A 14,103-nucleotide genomic window follows, 5' to 3' on the forward strand; every position below is an offset into this window, starting at 1 on the left:
GTCTCCAGCCGTCGCGGCGCGACGGATCAGTAATCAAGAGCGAAATCGGCCAGGCCCATCAGGACCAGGACATAGGCAAGCACGCAGGCCGATGCCAGCAGCAGGGCGGCCCGCAGGATGGCGAACACGCCGCGTCGGCTGCGCAGGGTCTGCAGCAGGTGCCAGGCCGTTGCGGCGATGCCGCCGACGATGGCGATGAGGGTGCCGATACCCAGCAGGATCACGATCGGATCGAGGCGGTCGTCGAAGCGTGCGAAATCCGCCGAGCCCCAGGTCATCACAGCCAGGCCGGCGACCGGCATCAGCAACATCCAGACGCAGGCCACGCGGCTCAGGCGATAGGCGCGCAACGCGGCCGGCGACCAGTCCAGGCGACGACCATTGCGACGTCGGACGATCGCTGCGATCGGCCAGGCCAGCACGGTCAACACCAGCACGACCACCGCAGCGATCAGCAGCGGCTTGAGCCAGACCGCCGAGCGGTAGCCTTCGATCTGCAGGAAGGCATTGAACGGCGCCGCCGAATCGACGGCGAAGCCGACCGGCTGGCCATCCTTCAAGATCGCAGCCAGACGCACTTCGTTGTGCGTCGCCTGCCACAGCCAGGGGCCGACCGGCTTGAACAGCGTCGGCTGCCCGTTGGGCTGCTTCATGCGTTCGAAGCGCAGGCTGCCGTCGTCGAGTGCCTGCAGGCGCGCCTGCGACAGGAAGGTGATCCGCCCCAGGCCGGTCTCGGTGCGTCGGGACTCGCGATAGGCGGGCGCCGCCAGTCGACGCGCCTGTTGGGCGGCCAAGGCGGCATCGACCGCAGGTGCCGGCGGCGCGGGTGCGGTGACGGGGAAGTAGCGGTCGGCGAAACGCTCCAGCAGTTCACGGCGAAGCGGCCCGGTGACGCCGCCAACGCCCGCGCTGTTGAGGGCGACGAACAGGCCCACGTTCTGGTCGCGGAACAGGAACAACTGCGAGTGGAAGGAGAAGGTGTCGCCGGCGTGCGAGACCACGCGTTGTCCGTTGACATCGATCTCATAGAACCCCAGCGCCATCGTGTGCAGCGGCGGCGCGAAGCGTGTCTGCGGGGTCAGCATCTGCGCGCTGGTTGACGCGCGGAGGATCGGTGTGTCGTGGCCACTGGCGGCCGAAAGATGGGCGATCATGAAGCGCGCCATATCCGAGCCGCTTGCCGACATGCCGCCGGCCGGAACGGACGGGGTGACCTCGAACGCGCGCGCCTCGCCCGAGCCGCGTGCGTATGCCTGCGACGCGTGGGCGCGCAGCGCCGGCGGCAGCGGCTGCCGGAAGCTGGCGTGATCCATCTGCAGCGGCGCATAGATCCTGCGCTCGACGTACTCGGGAAAGGGCAGGCCGGAGACGCGCTCGACGATGTAACCGGCCAGGCTCGTGCCGTAGTTCGAGTAGGCGGGCGTGGTGCCGGGCGCGAAGATCCGCTTGGGGACCCAATGGGCGAGGTAGGGACCGAGCGCGAGGCCGTGGGCCTGCGCAACGGCCTCGCTGGTCCACATGTTCTTGATGTTGGCCTCGAACCCGGCCGTATGCGTCATCAGGTGCCGCATCGTGATCGGCGCGCCGCGCCCCGGCACCTGGAAGTCCAGATAGCGGTTGATGTCCGCGTCCAGATCGAGCTGTCCGGCCTCGACCAGTTGCATCACCGCCGTCCAGGTGAACAGCTTGGAGACCGACGCCACCCGGAACAGGGTGCTGTCCGGATCGACCGGAATCCGCTGCTCGACGTCGGCGAACCCGTAGCCGCGGCGCACCAGAATCCGGCCGTCCTTGACCACCGTGACGACCGCGCCGGCGATGTCGCCACGCTCGATCGCGTACGGCAGGAAGCCGTCCAGCCAGGTGCCGGCATCGTCCTCGGTCAAGGCGTGGGTTTCGGCCGCCACGGGCGCGGTCGCGTCGGCGCCCGATTGCCGGCCGGAGATTGGGAGGCTTGCAGCGGCAGCACAGCACAACACGACAAGCCACGTCCAAAGACGCATGCGACGACCCCCTCGACGGAAATCCGGAAGCGATGCAGGGGAGCCCGGCACCGCCAAAGATATCTCAATCAGGCTACATTATTCCTGATCGGAGAAATGTCAAACATTGCGTGGTGCCGGTCTGTGGAGCGGGCAGCGCAAGCGCGCTATGTCGTGGCGCGTGCGGCCGCACGGCCATGGCGCGATGGGCCCGAACAAGGTGCGCCGCCGCGCCATCACCCAAAAAAAACATCCTGATCAGGATGGTGTTCATCCGCGCGTAGTATCGTGCGCTCACCTTCATTGCAAAGGACAAGGCCTGTCGATGAGTCCGAAGAGCCCCACGCTCGGAACCCTGCTGCGCGGCTTGCGCACGCGCAGGGGCTGGACGCTCAGGGAGATGAGCGAACACACCGCCATCCCGCTGTCCACCCTGTCGAAGATCGAGCACGACCGACTGACCCTGACCTACGACAAGCTCCAGCACCTGGCGCAGCGCCTGAACATGCGTGTGTCGGAGCTGTTCGCCGAACCCGAGCCGGGCGCCGCGCCGCAGGCGGTGACCGCCCGCCGCAGCATCGGCACCCTCGACAAGGCGTTGCGGGTCAAGACCGATAACTACGACTATTTCTATCTGTGCACCGAGTTGCGGCGCAAACGCATGATCCCGATCGTCACCCGGGTCCGCGCCAAGACGACGGCCGAGTTCGGCGATCTGGTGCGTCACCCCGGCGAGGAGTACATCCATGTGCTCGAGGGGCGGGTCCAGGTGCACAGCGAGTTCTACGACCCGGTGGTGCTCAGCGAGGGCGAGGGCATCTACATCGACAGCCAGATGGGACATGCCTACATCGTCGACACCGGCTGCGAGGAGGCCCTGCTGCTTGGCGTGTGCTCGAGCGCGGACGAAGACCTGATGGAATCGCTGATCACCATGCACGAGCAGGAAGGCAGCGTCTGAGCTCGGCCGGGCCCCGCCTTGCGCGGGCGCACGCAGGGCCTGGGACGTGCCGCCGGCCGCAGGCGATAATGCTGGGATGCCGGAACCCCACGCGCCCTCTGTGATCGATGCCGCCGATGCGGACGCGGCGTGGATGCGCCGGGCGCTGAGGCTTGCCGAACGGGCGATGGTCGAGGACGACGAGATCCCGGTCGGGGCGCTGATCGTCTCGCCGGGGGGCGAGGTGATCGGCGAGGGGTGGAACCGCAACATCGCCGAGTACGATCCCAGCGCGCACGCAGAAATCGTGGCGATGCGGCGTGCGGGTCAGGCCTTGGGCAACCACCGGCTGGTCGGCTGTACGCTGGTGGTCACGCTCGAGCCTTGCGCGATGTGTGCGATGGCGATGATCCATGCGCGGATCGCGCGCGTGGTGTTCGGGGCGTTCGACCCCAAGACCGGCGCGGCGGGCAGCGTGTTCGACGTGCTGGGCGATCCGCGGCACAACCACCGGGTCGAGGTGACTGGCGGGGTGCTGGCCGAGGTCGCCGGACCGATGCTGACAAACTACTTCCGTCGCAAGCGCGGCCGCCCGCTACGCTGACGCAGGCGAGGCGCGTGGACCGCTGCGATATCATGCGCGCCACGACAGCGATGGCGACCTGCCCATGAATGCCGACAGGCACAGCGATACCCGGCTGATCTGGATCGATCTGGAGATGACCGGTCTGGATACCGACCACGACCAGATCCTCGAGATCGCCACCGTGATCACCGATGGCGATCTCAACGTGCTGGCCGAAGGTCCGGAACTGGCGATCGTGCAGCCGCTCGATGTGCTCGAGGCGATGGACGATTGGAACCGCAACCAGCACACGCGTTCGGGGCTGTGGGCCCGCTCGCTGGAGCAGGGGGTCGGCCTGGCCGAGGCGCAGGCACGCACGCTGGCGTTCCTGCAGCAGTGGGTCGAGCCGGGGCGTTCGCCGATGTGCGGCAACTCGATCTGTCAGGACCGGCGCTTCCTGCACCGGCAGATGCCGGCGCTGGAGAAGTTCTTCCACTACCGCAACTTGGACGTGAGCACGCTCAAGGAGTTGGCGCGCCGCTGGGCGCCACAGATCCTGTCGGGCTTCACCAAGCATTCGGCGCATACGGCGCTGAGCGATGTGCACGATTCGATCGACGAGCTCCGGCACTACCGGCGCCACATGGCGGCGCTGGCGCAGCCTTGATTCCTTGCCTGCGGTAGAAAGGTGCACGGCTCTAGTGCTCGCTGCGCGAGCCGTTGCGGGGGCCACTTCGGATAGACATCGGCCTGCCGCCCGGTAGCCGCTCTTCCCTCGGCAGGCCGCTTCGCGGTCCGGCCACGCGAAGCACGCGTGGCGTTCGCATGGATGCGCGGCAGTGCCGCGCACGCCATCCATGCTCACCCTGTCCTGACTCGGGCGCGCGCCCGCTCCGCTTTGCGGATCGGTCCGGCCCGGCGTAGCACGCCGGGCGTTCGCCCGCTCGCGCGGCATGCCGCGCAAGCAGAACGGGCTCACCCATGGCGCGCTTGGCGCGGCCACCGGCCGGCAGTCCGCTGCTGCAGACGTGTGCGCTCCGGCCTCGAGTAAACGCAACGTCGCATGCTGGGAGAAATCGCGCACTGGCAGGCTCAGTGCGTCGTGCTGGTCGGGGGTTGCGATAGCGGGCCATGGATGGCCCGCGGCGGCGAGTCAGCCATGGATGGCTGACCGAGCCGGGGAGCAATCCCCGGCCGGTGCGACGCGCGTTCCGGAGAGGAGGCAGTGGAAAAGCAAGATGTCCCTGACCTCGCAAAGAGCCACAAAAAAGCCCGGGAACAGCCCGGGCTTTTCGTGGGGCAAGGCGGTCAGCCCGCGCGTGCCTTGGACTTGGCCAGCTTCAGCCAGGTATCGACCACGGTGTCGGGGTTGAGCGACACCGACTCGATGCCTTCTTCCATCAGCCACTGCGCCAGGTCCGGATGGTCCGACGGCCCCTGACCGCAGATGCCGACGTACTTGCCCTTCGCCCGCGCCGTCTTGATCGCCATCGACAGCAACTTCTTGACGGCCGGATCGCGCTCGTCGAACAGGTGCGCGACGATCGACGAATCGCGGTCCAAGCCCAGCGTGAGCTGGGTGAGATCGTTGGAGCCGATCGAGAACCCGTCGAAGATGTCGAGGAACTCGTCGGCCAGCAGTGCGTTGGACGGCACCTCGCACATCATGATGATCTTCAGGCCGTTCTCGCCCTGCTTCAGACCGTTCTTCTCGAGCACCTCGACGACCTTGCGGCCCTCGTCGAGCGTGCGCACGAACGGGATCATCACCCACAGGTTCTCCAGGCCCATGGTGTTGCGGACCTTGAGCACCGCGCGGCACTCGAGCGCGAACGCCTCGGCGAACGAATCATCGACATAGCGGCTGGCGCCGCGGAAGCCGATCATCGGGTTCTCTTCGTGCGGCTCGAAATTGCTGCCGCCGATCAGGTTGGCGTACTCGTTGGACTTGAAGTCCGACAGGCGCACGATCACCGGATTGGGCGCGACCGAGGCGGTCAGCGTCGCGATGCCTTCGGCCAGGCGATCGACGTAGAAGTCGACCGGGCTGCGGTAGCCGACGGTCTTGGCATCGATCTTCTTCTTGGTCTCCGCATCCTGCCGGTCGTACTGCAGCAGGGCGTTGGGATGCACGCCGATGTGCGCGGCAATGATCATTTCCAGACGCGCCAAGCCGATGCCGGCATTGGGCAACTGGCCGAAATCGAACGCGCGCTCGGGGTTGGCGACGTTCATCATGATCTTCAGCGGCGCCTCGGGCATCGAGGTCAGATCGGTCGTGATGCGGTCGAAAGGCAGTGTGCCGGCGTAGATGTAGCCGGTGTCGCCCTCCGCGCAGCTGACCGTGACCTCCTGACCGTCCTCGATCGTCTCCAGCGCGTTGCCGGTGCCCACCACGGCCGGCACACCGAGCTCACGGGCGATGATCGCCGCATGGCAGGTGCGGCCGCCGCGATTGGTGACGATCGCCGAGGCGCGCTTCATCACCGGCTCCCAGTCCGGATCGGTCATGTCGGCCACGAGCACATCGCCCGGCTGCACCCGATCCATGTCCTCGAGCCGGCGGACCACGCGCGCCACGCCCGCGCCGATCTTCTGGCCGATCGCACGGCCTTCGCAGACCACCTCGCCACGCTGCTCCAGCGAGAAGCGCTCGATCTGGGTGTTCTTGGCGCGCGACTTCACCGTCTCCGGGCGCGCCTGGACGATGAACAGCTTGCCGCTGACGCCGTCCTTCGCCCATTCGATGTCCATCGGGCGCTCGTAGTGCTCTTCGATGATCAACGCCTGGCGCGCGAGCTCCTGCACGTCCTCGTCGGTGAGCGAGAACGTGTTGCGCAGCTCGACGGGGGTGTCCTCGGTGCGTACGCGCTCGCCGGGCACGTCGGAATAGACCATCCGCAGCTGCTTGGCACCGATCGAGCGGCGCAGGATCGCCGGCTTGCCGGCCCTGAGTGTGGGCTTGTAGACGTAGAACTCGTCGGGGTTGACCGCGCCCTGGACGACCATCTCGCCCAGGCCGAAGCTCGAGGTCACGAACACCACGTCGCGGAAGCCCGACTCGGTGTCGAGCGTGAACAGCACGCCCGAAGCGCCGATGTCCGAGCGCACCATGAGCTGCACGCCGGCCGACAGGAACACGTCCTCGTGCTTGAAGCCGTGATGGACGCGGTAGGCGATCGCACGGTCGTTGTAGAGGCTGGCGAAGACCTCCTTGACCTTGTGCAGCACGTCCTCGACGCCGGTGACGTTGAGGAAGGTCTCCTGCTGCCCTGCGAACGAGGCGTCGGGCAGGTCTTCGGCGGTCGCCGAGGAACGCACCGCGACCGCGATGTCGCCGCCGCCATTCTCGGCGCACAGCGCCGCGTAGGCCTTGCGGATGTCGGCGTCGAGCTCAGGCTGCAGCGGCGCCTCGGCCACCCAGCCGCGGATCTCGCGACCGGCGGCGGTCAGGGCGCCGACGTCCTCGACATCGAGCGGCGCGAGCCGGTCGAAGATGCGCTGATGCAGATCGTTGTGGGCGATGAAGGCCTTGAACGCGTCGGCCGTGGTGGCGAAGCCTCCGGGCACCGAGACGCCCAGCTTGGCCAGATTGCCGATCATCTCACCGAGGGAGGAGTTCTTGCCGCCGACCTGGGCCAGGTCGGTAAGGCGAAGGTCGTGCAGCCACAGGATGTTGGCGCTCAAGAGGAAGGCTCCGTGTCGCGTGATCGTGGACGGCCGGACCGGCGGGTCCGGCGCAGAACAGTTATTTTAGCCTTCCCGGGCGCCGCGGCGCTCGCCGTTGCGACGGTCCCGTCATGCCGACCCCTCGTCCTGTGTTCTATGTCTCAGATGGCACCGGTATCACCGCCGAGACCATCGGCCACAGCCTGCTGACCCAGTTCAGCGGCACACAGTTCAGCACCAACCGGATCCCGTTCGTCGACAACCCCGAGCGCGCGCATGAGGTCGCGACGCTGATCCGCGCCCGCGGTGAGGCCATGGGCGCACGCCCGATCGTCGTCAGCTCCTGTGTCGACCCCGCTCTGGCGACGATCCTGGAGGAGAGCGGGGCGCTGGTGCTCGATGTCTTCGCGCCGTTCATCGAACCGTTGGAACGCGAGCTGGTCGAGGCGCGCGAATCGCGCGTCGGCCGCGCGCACGGCATGGTCGATTTCGACACCTACCACCGCCGCATCAACGCGATGAACTTCGCGCTCGCGCACGATGACGGCATGTCGGTCAACTACGACGAGGCCGACGTGATCCTGGTGGCGGTGTCGCGCGCAGGCAAGACGCCGACCTGCATCTACCTGGCGCTGCACCACGGCGTGCGCGCGGCGAACTATCCGCTCACCGACGAGGACCTCGAGCACGACCGGCTGCCGCCGCGGCTGCGCGCGCACCGGGCCAAGCTGTTCGGCCTGACGATCGATCCGGTGCGTCTGGCCCAGATCCGCCAGGAGCGGCGCCCGAACTCGCGCTACGCCAAGCTCGAGACCTGCCGGCACGAGGTCAGTGCGGCCGAATCGCTGTTCCGCGCCGAGCGCATTCCGGTGCTGAGCACGACCAACACCTCGATCGAGGAGATTTCCAGCAAGGTCATGTCGACGCTGGGCATCGAGCGGGTGATGTACTGACGCGACGTGGGCGTGCGCCGGGGGCTGCCGGGCGGTTCACTCCGCGGCGTGTAGGATCGCGTCATGCCCAATGTCGATTCCAAGCGCGTCCGGATGCCCGCACTGGGCCGCTTCGGCTGGCTGATGGCGCTGTACGCCGAGAACCACGTCCGGCTCACCCGGCTGTTCCATCCTGGCGATCTGCCGCCCGGCACCTACCTGTCGCAGGCGCCGGGCACGCCGACGGTCCAGCTCGACGTGATCGCGCAGCATCGCTACACCACCGAACTGCGGCTGAGCTACACCATGCTCGATCCGCTGACCGGCGAACCGGACCCGTCCGCGCACCTGCGCCTGTATCGCGATGCCGGCCAGGTCGAGGCAACACATTGCTACGTCGGCCGGCGCTGGCAGGACGTCATCGGCATGTTTCCGCCGCCGGCCGAAGTGGTCGACCACCGCTTGCGCATGAATACGTTTCTGGGCAAGTGGCTCCAATATCTGGTCGAGCAGGGACATGGGGTTGCAACTTTGCGTCCGAATCTGGATGATGCGCGCCTCGCTCGCAACGAAGCCGAACTCCTCGGCTGAAGGCCCCCTCCCGGAAGGCCGCAAGTTGCGAACGAAGTGGAAGCGAAAACTTGTTGACGTTGCCGCACGGCATCCCTACAATTTCGCGCTTCCCACTGTGGGGCCATAGCTCAGCTGGGAGAGCGCCTGCATGGCATGCAGGAGGTCGGCGGTTCGATCCCGCCTGGCTCCACCACAATTTCGTCGACAACCACAAGGCCGGTTCTCGACACGATGCAGTCTTCTGCGTCCCCATCGTCTAGAGGCCTAGGACACCACCCTTTCACGGTGGACACCGGGGTTCGAATCCCCGTGGGGACGCCACTTTAACTCCCGAAAAGGGGGCGGCAAGCTGGTAGTGCATACGCGCCTCTAGCGTGACCGGATCCAGCTCGACACGTTCGCCTGTGCCCTCGATAATACCGGTGAGGCCACATTGCACGTCCTCGATCGAAATCTCCGTGACTGCTGCGGCGCTATCCGCATCCGCTTCTACCCGGAGCAGTTCCGCACGCGATCGCGCGCTCGCTCTCCAACTCCTCGACCTTGCGCAAGACCGGTACGGATTGGAGAGTCGTGTTGCAAGGTCGAGCGTCTTGCTGCGACCTTGCGGCGCAGACGATCGAGCGCGCTCGTGTCGATGTCGCTGGCCAATGACGCGACCGTCGCGCGGCGCAGCGCCGCAGCGAACCCTGCCTATCGAAGATCGCCGAGCACCTGGTCGACGATCGGTCCTTCGATCGCATCGTGCGCGACGGAGCGCCCGGCTTTCCCAACACAGCGATAGCGGTCCTTCTCCGCCGACTACTTCGTGCCGTCCGGCGAGAACAACAGGTCGCCGAGCAGCGCGTTGGATGCGCGATCGCGCTGCCAGTTTGCGCCGGACATGGGACTGACGGCGTGTGCCACCTCCAAAGCGGCGAGGATCAGCTCGGCGTCGTCTTCACTGATCAGGGCAGGGTGCGCGTCGCGTTGCATCAGCCACTCGCTGCGCGAGCGCCGCTTCGAGCCACCGCCGTAGGCGCCGCCCGCGCGCTCGGCGGCACCCCAGGCAGTGTAGTCGGCATACGTAAGTGCGTTCGGTAGTCCCCCCAGCGAGCCGATCGCGCGCGAACACACCGACGCGGAATGGCAGCGCCTGCGCCGCGGCGAGATGAAACTGACCTACTCCCTTGCGCTCAGCGGCACCGATCTGTTCCCGGAGCGCAGCGTCACGGTTCACGGTTTCAAGCCGGAGATCGACGGCGCAGACTGGCTAATCGTCGGCGACGCATTCGATCGACGGCAACGGCGGATTCACTACTGCGCTGGAGATGGAGACAACCGCCTGCCGATCTGCTCGGTTAGCCTGTCGACTCGTAATGATCTAGGGCTTCTCATCCGCCAATCGTAGAATGATGTTCTCGTGGCGCAGCCAATGACTGGTGACAATGTCCCAGAACCCCAATGCGGCTCGCTGCGGGCGTCCTTTGGCTCGTGCCATCTCATTCTCACACAGCAGATCCAGAGCCACATAGACGGGCGGCTCGTCCGCCTCGATCCGCAAACGCTCCTGACGCCATCGCGTGATGTCTTCCTTGCCGGGCGTATCGGCGCAGCTGATATCGCCTTCCAGCAGCAGGTATCGGCGCTTCAGATCGCTATGCATACGTGCCATGGCAGCGGTGCCGACGACCAGGTCAACGGTCGACAGCACAGTGATCACCAGTGCCGCAGTCAAGGTGAGTGCTTTGTCTCCATGGCTGAGCAAATTCACGGCCGCGGTGGATCCGAAGATCACGCCAGCCGCAGCCGTGACCTTGTGCCAGCGGTCGAAGAAGTTCTGCCGGCGCGCGTGATATCGCGCCGACCTTTCCACCGCCCAGAGCAGGTTCCAACATTCTTTACCGATGTCCATAGGGGACCCTAGCACTCCAGCTGGATTACTTCGACTTCGGCGGAGGGGGGGGCGGCAACGTGTCACGAATCACATTGCCGTGGACCTTTTCGCGCTTGATCACCTGATCTCTGTGACTCTCTTGCGAGGGCGTTGGCTTGGAGGGCGGACTCGGGTTGCGCTCTCTGTTCTTATCATTCATCGGCTTTTTCCTCTCGATCTGTTAAAGATTTGGATTGGTTCAGTTTTATTTTATCGCTCGATACTTTTCTTCGCTGAGGCGCTGCGCCTCCTTTCTATCCGCAGCCGTGAACTGATCGGCCTGGATTCGCCTCTGGCCGCGCGCAATCGACTTCCAATCCTCGCGGATGTGCTTCACCTCCTTCGCGATCTGCACGATCGGATTGTTCTCGCCTAGCATGCTGTGGTTGCGGATGAAGTCGAAGTCGATCGCGTACTGCGTGCGTTGCACCTCGCCGGTCGCGCTGCCAACGCGCCAAGTAACCGTCGCCTTGGTCCGTTGATCCTCGATCTTCTGGACGTTGCCGAGGAAGCTTCGCAACGTCTGCCCAGGTCGCATCACACTGATACGCTGAAGCGGTGGTGGTGACGAGTCGGCGCGCTCGTAGCCCACCAAGGGCGGGTCGAACTCGACGCTCACCTCATAGGCTGCACGGTTTCCCGTATTCGCCACCCATATGTCGAAATACATCATTCCCCACTGGTTCGGCTCGATCGTGACCGTAACCTCGGTACGTTCGGTCGCACGTGCCATGCGGCGGGTTTCCCGCGCGAGCATGACTGTGAAGATGGCGAGCACAAGTGTCGCAATCGGCATCACAGCCGACGCGGCGGCTGACCCAATCGTCGACAGCGTCAGAGGCCAATCGATGCTATTTAAGCTCTCGGCGACGGCAGGAAGCTTCATTAATCCTCCCGGCGAATGCTGCTGATCGCTTCGAATGTGCACTGGGCTTCGCTACCGTACCTGTGGCGTCGCCGGGTGCGCTCGTCCCGCCATGCCTTGAAGTTGAGGCGGAACATCAGCCACGGGGTGCCGACACTCAGCAAGAGCACGATGAGCGATGCTAGCGGAGTACCCGAGGACTCCGGCGCCGTCGTGATCGACGGTGCCCCAATCCACAACATCGCCAGCGCGACCAGCGCCATGCCCGCACCTGGTGCCCACGCCCGAATCGCGTATCGCTTCTGAATCTGCTCGCTGGTCTTCAACTTCGTCGCGATCTGCTCGAGCGTCATCGCGCGAACCGGAACCGGCGCAGCGCAGATATTGAAGGTCACGTCCTTTTGGGTGACAGGGCCGTAGTTCTGCTGGCCCTCGGCGGAAGAATCATCGAAGTGGTGCATGCGGCGGTATCCAATCGAGGAGCCGGGAGATTTTCAGCGCAGCTCGCAGTTGTCGAGAATCGGCGAGCCCACCATCAGGCCGGCGCCGGTGCACTCCACCTCGATACCCTGGCCCTTCTGCAGAGCCGCGGCCACGTCGGGCGATAGGCCGCGCGCGTGGATTGACTGGAACATCTGGCCGGTCTCGATCTCCACGTAGACCTTGTCCATGAAGTCCTTGTTGATGCCGGACACAATGCCAGTGACCGCGAGCCGCTTACCCTTGAACTCGTTGTCTGCCGACACCTCGTTCGCGTTGTAGGCCGCATACAGCGCCTGCGCATCCACCGTAGCCACGGGGGCTTCGAGCACCTGCACGGGCTCGACAGCGCGCGTCTGCGCCGCTTCGGCACGCGCTTTATAGTCGTCGTAGCCGGAACCGCCGATGGCAGCACCGAAGATGGCGAGGCCGATGAAGTAGATGATCGGCGAGATGACGATCGATGCAAGCAGCGGGATCAGGCCGCCTGCGGTGCGGCCGCGCGTCATCACCACGACGGCGAGGATAAAGGCGACCAAGTTGAGCGGCCAACCGACGAAGAGGCCGAGGCCGGGCACCGGCAGCAGGAAGAGCCCCCATGCGATCGCAAGACAGATCCACGTGGCCGTGACCGGCGCCGGACGCAGCGCACTGATGGTTGCGGTGTTCATTACGATTTCCCCTGTGATACGTCTGCAGGCTCCGACGTCGAGCGTGGGCTTCATGCCCGAAACTATGCGCAGTGCAGTCGGCATGCCACCCGGCACGGCGCGACGAAATTAATGGAGCCCGCGATGACGTTGCCGGCAACAAACTGGCCCACGGAAAGGCTGTCATCGCCGCAGCGCGTCACTTCGATACCTTTTTTGAGCCGCCGACATGGAAGGTCTGGCCGGACTGTCGTCGTTGCCTAGGCTCACCTGGCCGTGGGCGTCGCCGCTAACTTGCGGAGCGCCGGTACCGGCGCTGGCCACGCCCAGCACAGCCAGCGCGGCTGACTGCAGCTGCGGTGACGCAGCGCGGAAGCGCGCCACCAGTTCGATCTCGGCTGGTGAGCCGCCCAGCGCGGGCTTGCCGGTGAGGATGTAGAGCACGTCGGCGCCAGCCTCCCCGATTGAGGCGAGATAACTCGCATCGGGCTCTCGGTGCCCGAGCTCGTAATTGGTTTGCGACTTCTTCGAGATGCCCGCTGTGTCAGCGAGTTGCTGCTGCGTGAAGCCGAGGCGGCTCCTCTCTTCCTTGAGCCGGGCTGCAGAGAACATTCGATCCCCCGATCCTTTTGAATAGGGAGCAATAGCTCCCTAATCGCTGTTCCGAATTGAACATTTTGAACTATCTCAAATGTCGCAGAGTAAAGAAAAGACGTCGCTGATCGTGACGGTCAGAACGCCCGACGAGATCCGTGCGGACTTTGACCGCACCGGCGCCACACACTGACTCGCGCGTGAACACCGCCTCGACTACCACGCCGCGCACCAGGTCCTGTCCGGAAAGAAGAAGGGTAGCCGGGATGAGGCACACCGGTGCGCGGTCGCACTCGGTCTCAAGCAAGGCCTGGCAGTCTGAAAGCGTCGCCGCAAGGGGAAATCCTGATGTCACGAGGTCCAGGCATGCAGTGTCCGCACTGCGAGCACACCGTAACCGCGCGCACCAGCCCAAAGCAGACGGCCATCTACCGCGAGGTTGTCTATCAGTGCCGGAATGTGCAGTGCGGCCATGTCTTGGTGTGCGGCCTCGAGGCGATCCACACGCTGTCGCCGTCGGCCATGCCCAATCCCGAGGTCAACCTGGCATTGTCGCGCTTCGTGCAACGCTGCCAGCTCATTTCACAACTGCAGTTCGCGATCGAGCTTTGACGATGTCGCACGCCGCTGGCTTGACCGGCACGCCGGCGAACACCTCGACCGCGATCGCACGCAGATGATCGATCGTTGTGCGCTGCGCATCAGCGAGACGCACGACATTTCGCTGCGCACAGCACACAAGCAACACTGCCGCGAGTGCGAGGCGCGGCACTGGCTGCCTTAGGGCTTCTCGACGGACGCTAAGGTCTCCGAGTTAATGGCGACTATCGAGAATCGCCGGGGGCGCGACTCTGCTATCGCCCTGCAGCAGGAAATGCGTCGCCAGTGGGCGAGGCGAGGGGAATGGCTCCCGGATGGCGCGAACCCCTGCGATTAGG

15 protein-coding genes and 2 tRNA genes are annotated in these 14,103 nt (G+C 65.4%); 9 read left to right on the plus strand and 8 right to left on the minus strand.

All coding sequences use genetic code 11. The features are described from left to right. Nucleotides 1–26: 26 nt before the first annotated feature. The gene (locus WAF18_RS11450; protein WP_337245207.1) at nucleotides 27–1,907 is read right to left on the minus strand and encodes a serine hydrolase domain-containing protein; all 1,881 of its coding nucleotides are present in this window, start codon (nucleotides 1,905–1,907) and stop codon (nucleotides 27–29) included. Nucleotides 1,908–2,307: 400 nt separating this feature from the next. Here WAF18_RS11450 and WAF18_RS11455 point away from each other — a divergent pair, with 400 nt between their 5' ends. The 3 genes from WAF18_RS11455 (at nucleotide 2,308) to orn (ending at nucleotide 4,154) form a co-directional block, all read left to right on the plus strand. Next, the gene (locus WAF18_RS11455; RefSeq protein WP_337245208.1) at nucleotides 2,308–2,943 is read left to right on the plus strand and encodes an XRE family transcriptional regulator; all 636 of its coding nucleotides are present in this window, start codon (nucleotides 2,308–2,310) and stop codon (nucleotides 2,941–2,943) included. A gap of 76 nt (nucleotides 2,944–3,019) precedes the next feature. Next, on the plus strand, nucleotides 3,020–3,526 hold the full coding sequence (tadA, locus tag WAF18_RS11460; RefSeq protein ID WP_337245209.1) for a tRNA adenosine(34) deaminase TadA: 507 nt from the start codon (nucleotides 3,020–3,022) through the stop codon (nucleotides 3,524–3,526). A 64-nt stretch (nucleotides 3,527–3,590) separates the two neighbouring features. Continuing rightward, nucleotides 3,591–4,154: an oligoribonuclease gene (gene orn / locus WAF18_RS11465; RefSeq protein ID WP_241946213.1), complete on the plus strand. Its 564-nt coding sequence runs from the start codon at nucleotides 3,591–3,593 to the stop codon at nucleotides 4,152–4,154. Between the two features lie 641 nt (nucleotides 4,155–4,795). Here the strand turns inward: orn and ppsA are convergent. Next, complete coding sequence (ppsA, locus tag WAF18_RS11470) at nucleotides 4,796–7,174, minus strand: phosphoenolpyruvate synthase (protein WP_337245210.1); 2,379 nt, start codon at nucleotides 7,172–7,174, stop codon at nucleotides 4,796–4,798. Between the two features lie 113 nt (nucleotides 7,175–7,287). Here ppsA and WAF18_RS11475 point away from each other — a divergent pair, with 113 nt between their 5' ends. The 4 genes from WAF18_RS11475 to WAF18_RS11490 all read left to right on the plus strand — a co-directional run bounded on the left by WAF18_RS11475 (nucleotide 7,288) and on the right by WAF18_RS11490 (nucleotide 8,982). Then, nucleotides 7,288–8,109 carry a pyruvate, water dikinase regulatory protein gene (locus tag WAF18_RS11475; protein WP_183426966.1) on the plus strand — a complete coding sequence of 274 codons (822 nt, stop codon included), beginning with the start codon at nucleotides 7,288–7,290 and terminating at the stop codon, nucleotides 8,107–8,109. A gap of 63 nt (nucleotides 8,110–8,172) precedes the next feature. After that, on the plus strand, nucleotides 8,173–8,679 hold the full coding sequence (locus WAF18_RS11480) for a DUF1249 domain-containing protein (RefSeq protein ID WP_337245211.1): 507 nt from the start codon (nucleotides 8,173–8,175) through the stop codon (nucleotides 8,677–8,679). 99 nt (nucleotides 8,680–8,778) lie between these two features. After that, nucleotides 8,779–8,854 (plus strand) — tRNA-Ala (locus WAF18_RS11485). Between the two features lie 52 nt (nucleotides 8,855–8,906). Further along, nucleotides 8,907–8,982 (plus strand) — tRNA-Glu (locus WAF18_RS11490). 480 nt (nucleotides 8,983–9,462) lie between these two features. On the opposite strand, the gene WAF18_RS11495 is transcribed toward WAF18_RS11490, so the two are convergent. Next, nucleotides 9,463–9,777 (minus strand): hypothetical protein, encoded by a 315-nt coding sequence (locus WAF18_RS11495; RefSeq protein ID WP_337245212.1) that lies wholly within the window; start codon nucleotides 9,775–9,777, stop codon nucleotides 9,463–9,465. A 34-nt stretch (nucleotides 9,778–9,811) separates the two neighbouring features. Between WAF18_RS11495 and WAF18_RS11500 the strand changes: the two genes are divergently transcribed. Further along, a complete protein-coding gene (locus tag WAF18_RS11500; protein WP_337245213.1) occupies nucleotides 9,812–10,051 on the plus strand; it encodes a hypothetical protein in 240 nt (79 codons plus the stop codon). Here WAF18_RS11500 and WAF18_RS11505 read toward each other — a convergent pair. From WAF18_RS11505 to WAF18_RS11525, 5 genes are all read right to left on the minus strand, one after another. Next, nucleotides 10,025–10,555 carry a hypothetical protein gene (locus WAF18_RS11505; RefSeq protein WP_337245214.1) on the minus strand — a complete coding sequence of 177 codons (531 nt, stop codon included), beginning with the start codon at nucleotides 10,553–10,555 and terminating at the stop codon, nucleotides 10,025–10,027. The two genes, WAF18_RS11500 and WAF18_RS11505, sit on opposite strands and share 27 nt — an antisense overlap. 226 nt (nucleotides 10,556–10,781) lie before the next feature. Further along, the gene (locus tag WAF18_RS11510) at nucleotides 10,782–11,462 is read right to left on the minus strand and encodes a hypothetical protein (RefSeq protein ID WP_337245215.1); all 681 of its coding nucleotides are present in this window, start codon (nucleotides 11,460–11,462) and stop codon (nucleotides 10,782–10,784) included. Next, complete coding sequence (locus tag WAF18_RS11515; protein ID WP_337245216.1) at nucleotides 11,462–11,902, minus strand: hypothetical protein; 441 nt, start codon at nucleotides 11,900–11,902, stop codon at nucleotides 11,462–11,464. Before WAF18_RS11515 ends, WAF18_RS11510 begins: the two co-directional genes overlap by 1 nt. Nucleotides 11,903–11,935: 33 nt before the next feature. Next, entirely contained in the window at nucleotides 11,936–12,592 is a 657-nt protein-coding gene (locus WAF18_RS11520) for a hypothetical protein (protein WP_337245217.1), read from the minus strand. 162 nt (nucleotides 12,593–12,754) lie between these two features. Beyond that, nucleotides 12,755–13,183 (minus strand): helix-turn-helix transcriptional regulator, encoded by a 429-nt coding sequence (locus WAF18_RS11525; RefSeq protein ID WP_337245218.1) that lies wholly within the window; start codon nucleotides 13,181–13,183, stop codon nucleotides 12,755–12,757. Nucleotides 13,184–13,513: 330 nt separating this feature from the next. On the opposite strand from WAF18_RS11525, the gene WAF18_RS11530 reads away from it, so the two are divergent. Then, nucleotides 13,514–13,777, plus strand: coding sequence for an ogr/Delta-like zinc finger family protein (locus tag WAF18_RS11530; protein WP_337245219.1), 264 nt, complete (start codon nucleotides 13,514–13,516; stop codon nucleotides 13,775–13,777). Nucleotides 13,778–14,103 lie beyond the last annotated feature (326 nt).

It is taken from the genome of Luteimonas sp. gir, assembly GCF_037198055.1.
GTDB classification, from domain to species: Bacteria; Pseudomonadota; Gammaproteobacteria; order Xanthomonadales; family Xanthomonadaceae; genus Luteimonas; species Luteimonas citri_A.

Bases quoted from the DNA above. Each gene is read 5' to 3' on its own strand.
- WAF18_RS11530 (WP_337245219.1), top strand. From the start codon at position 13,514: ATGTCACGAGGTCCAGGCATGCAGTGTCCGCACTGCGAGCACACCGTA.
- WAF18_RS11515 (WP_337245216.1), bottom strand. From the start codon at position 11,902: ATGCACCACTTCGATGATTCTTCCGCCGAGGGCCAGCAGAACTACGGC.
- orn (WP_241946213.1), top strand. From the start codon at position 3,591: ATGAATGCCGACAGGCACAGCGATACCCGGCTGATCTGGATCGATCTG.
- WAF18_RS11505 (WP_337245214.1), bottom strand. From the start codon at position 10,555: ATGGACATCGGTAAAGAATGTTGGAACCTGCTCTGGGCGGTGGAAAGG.
- WAF18_RS11480 (WP_337245211.1), top strand. From the start codon at position 8,173: ATGCCCAATGTCGATTCCAAGCGCGTCCGGATGCCCGCACTGGGCCGC.
- WAF18_RS11455 (WP_337245208.1), top strand. From the start codon at position 2,308: ATGAGTCCGAAGAGCCCCACGCTCGGAACCCTGCTGCGCGGCTTGCGC.
- WAF18_RS11500 (WP_337245213.1), top strand. From the start codon at position 9,812: ATGAAACTGACCTACTCCCTTGCGCTCAGCGGCACCGATCTGTTCCCG.
- WAF18_RS11525 (WP_337245218.1), bottom strand. From the start codon at position 13,183: ATGTTCTCTGCAGCCCGGCTCAAGGAAGAGAGGAGCCGCCTCGGCTTC.
- tadA (WP_337245209.1), top strand. From the start codon at position 3,020: ATGCCGGAACCCCACGCGCCCTCTGTGATCGATGCCGCCGATGCGGAC.
- WAF18_RS11510 (WP_337245215.1), bottom strand. From the start codon at position 11,462: ATGAAGCTTCCTGCCGTCGCCGAGAGCTTAAATAGCATCGATTGGCCT.
- WAF18_RS11475 (WP_183426966.1), top strand. From the start codon at position 7,288: ATGCCGACCCCTCGTCCTGTGTTCTATGTCTCAGATGGCACCGGTATC.
- WAF18_RS11520 (WP_337245217.1), bottom strand. From the start codon at position 12,592: ATGAACACCGCAACCATCAGTGCGCTGCGTCCGGCGCCGGTCACGGCC.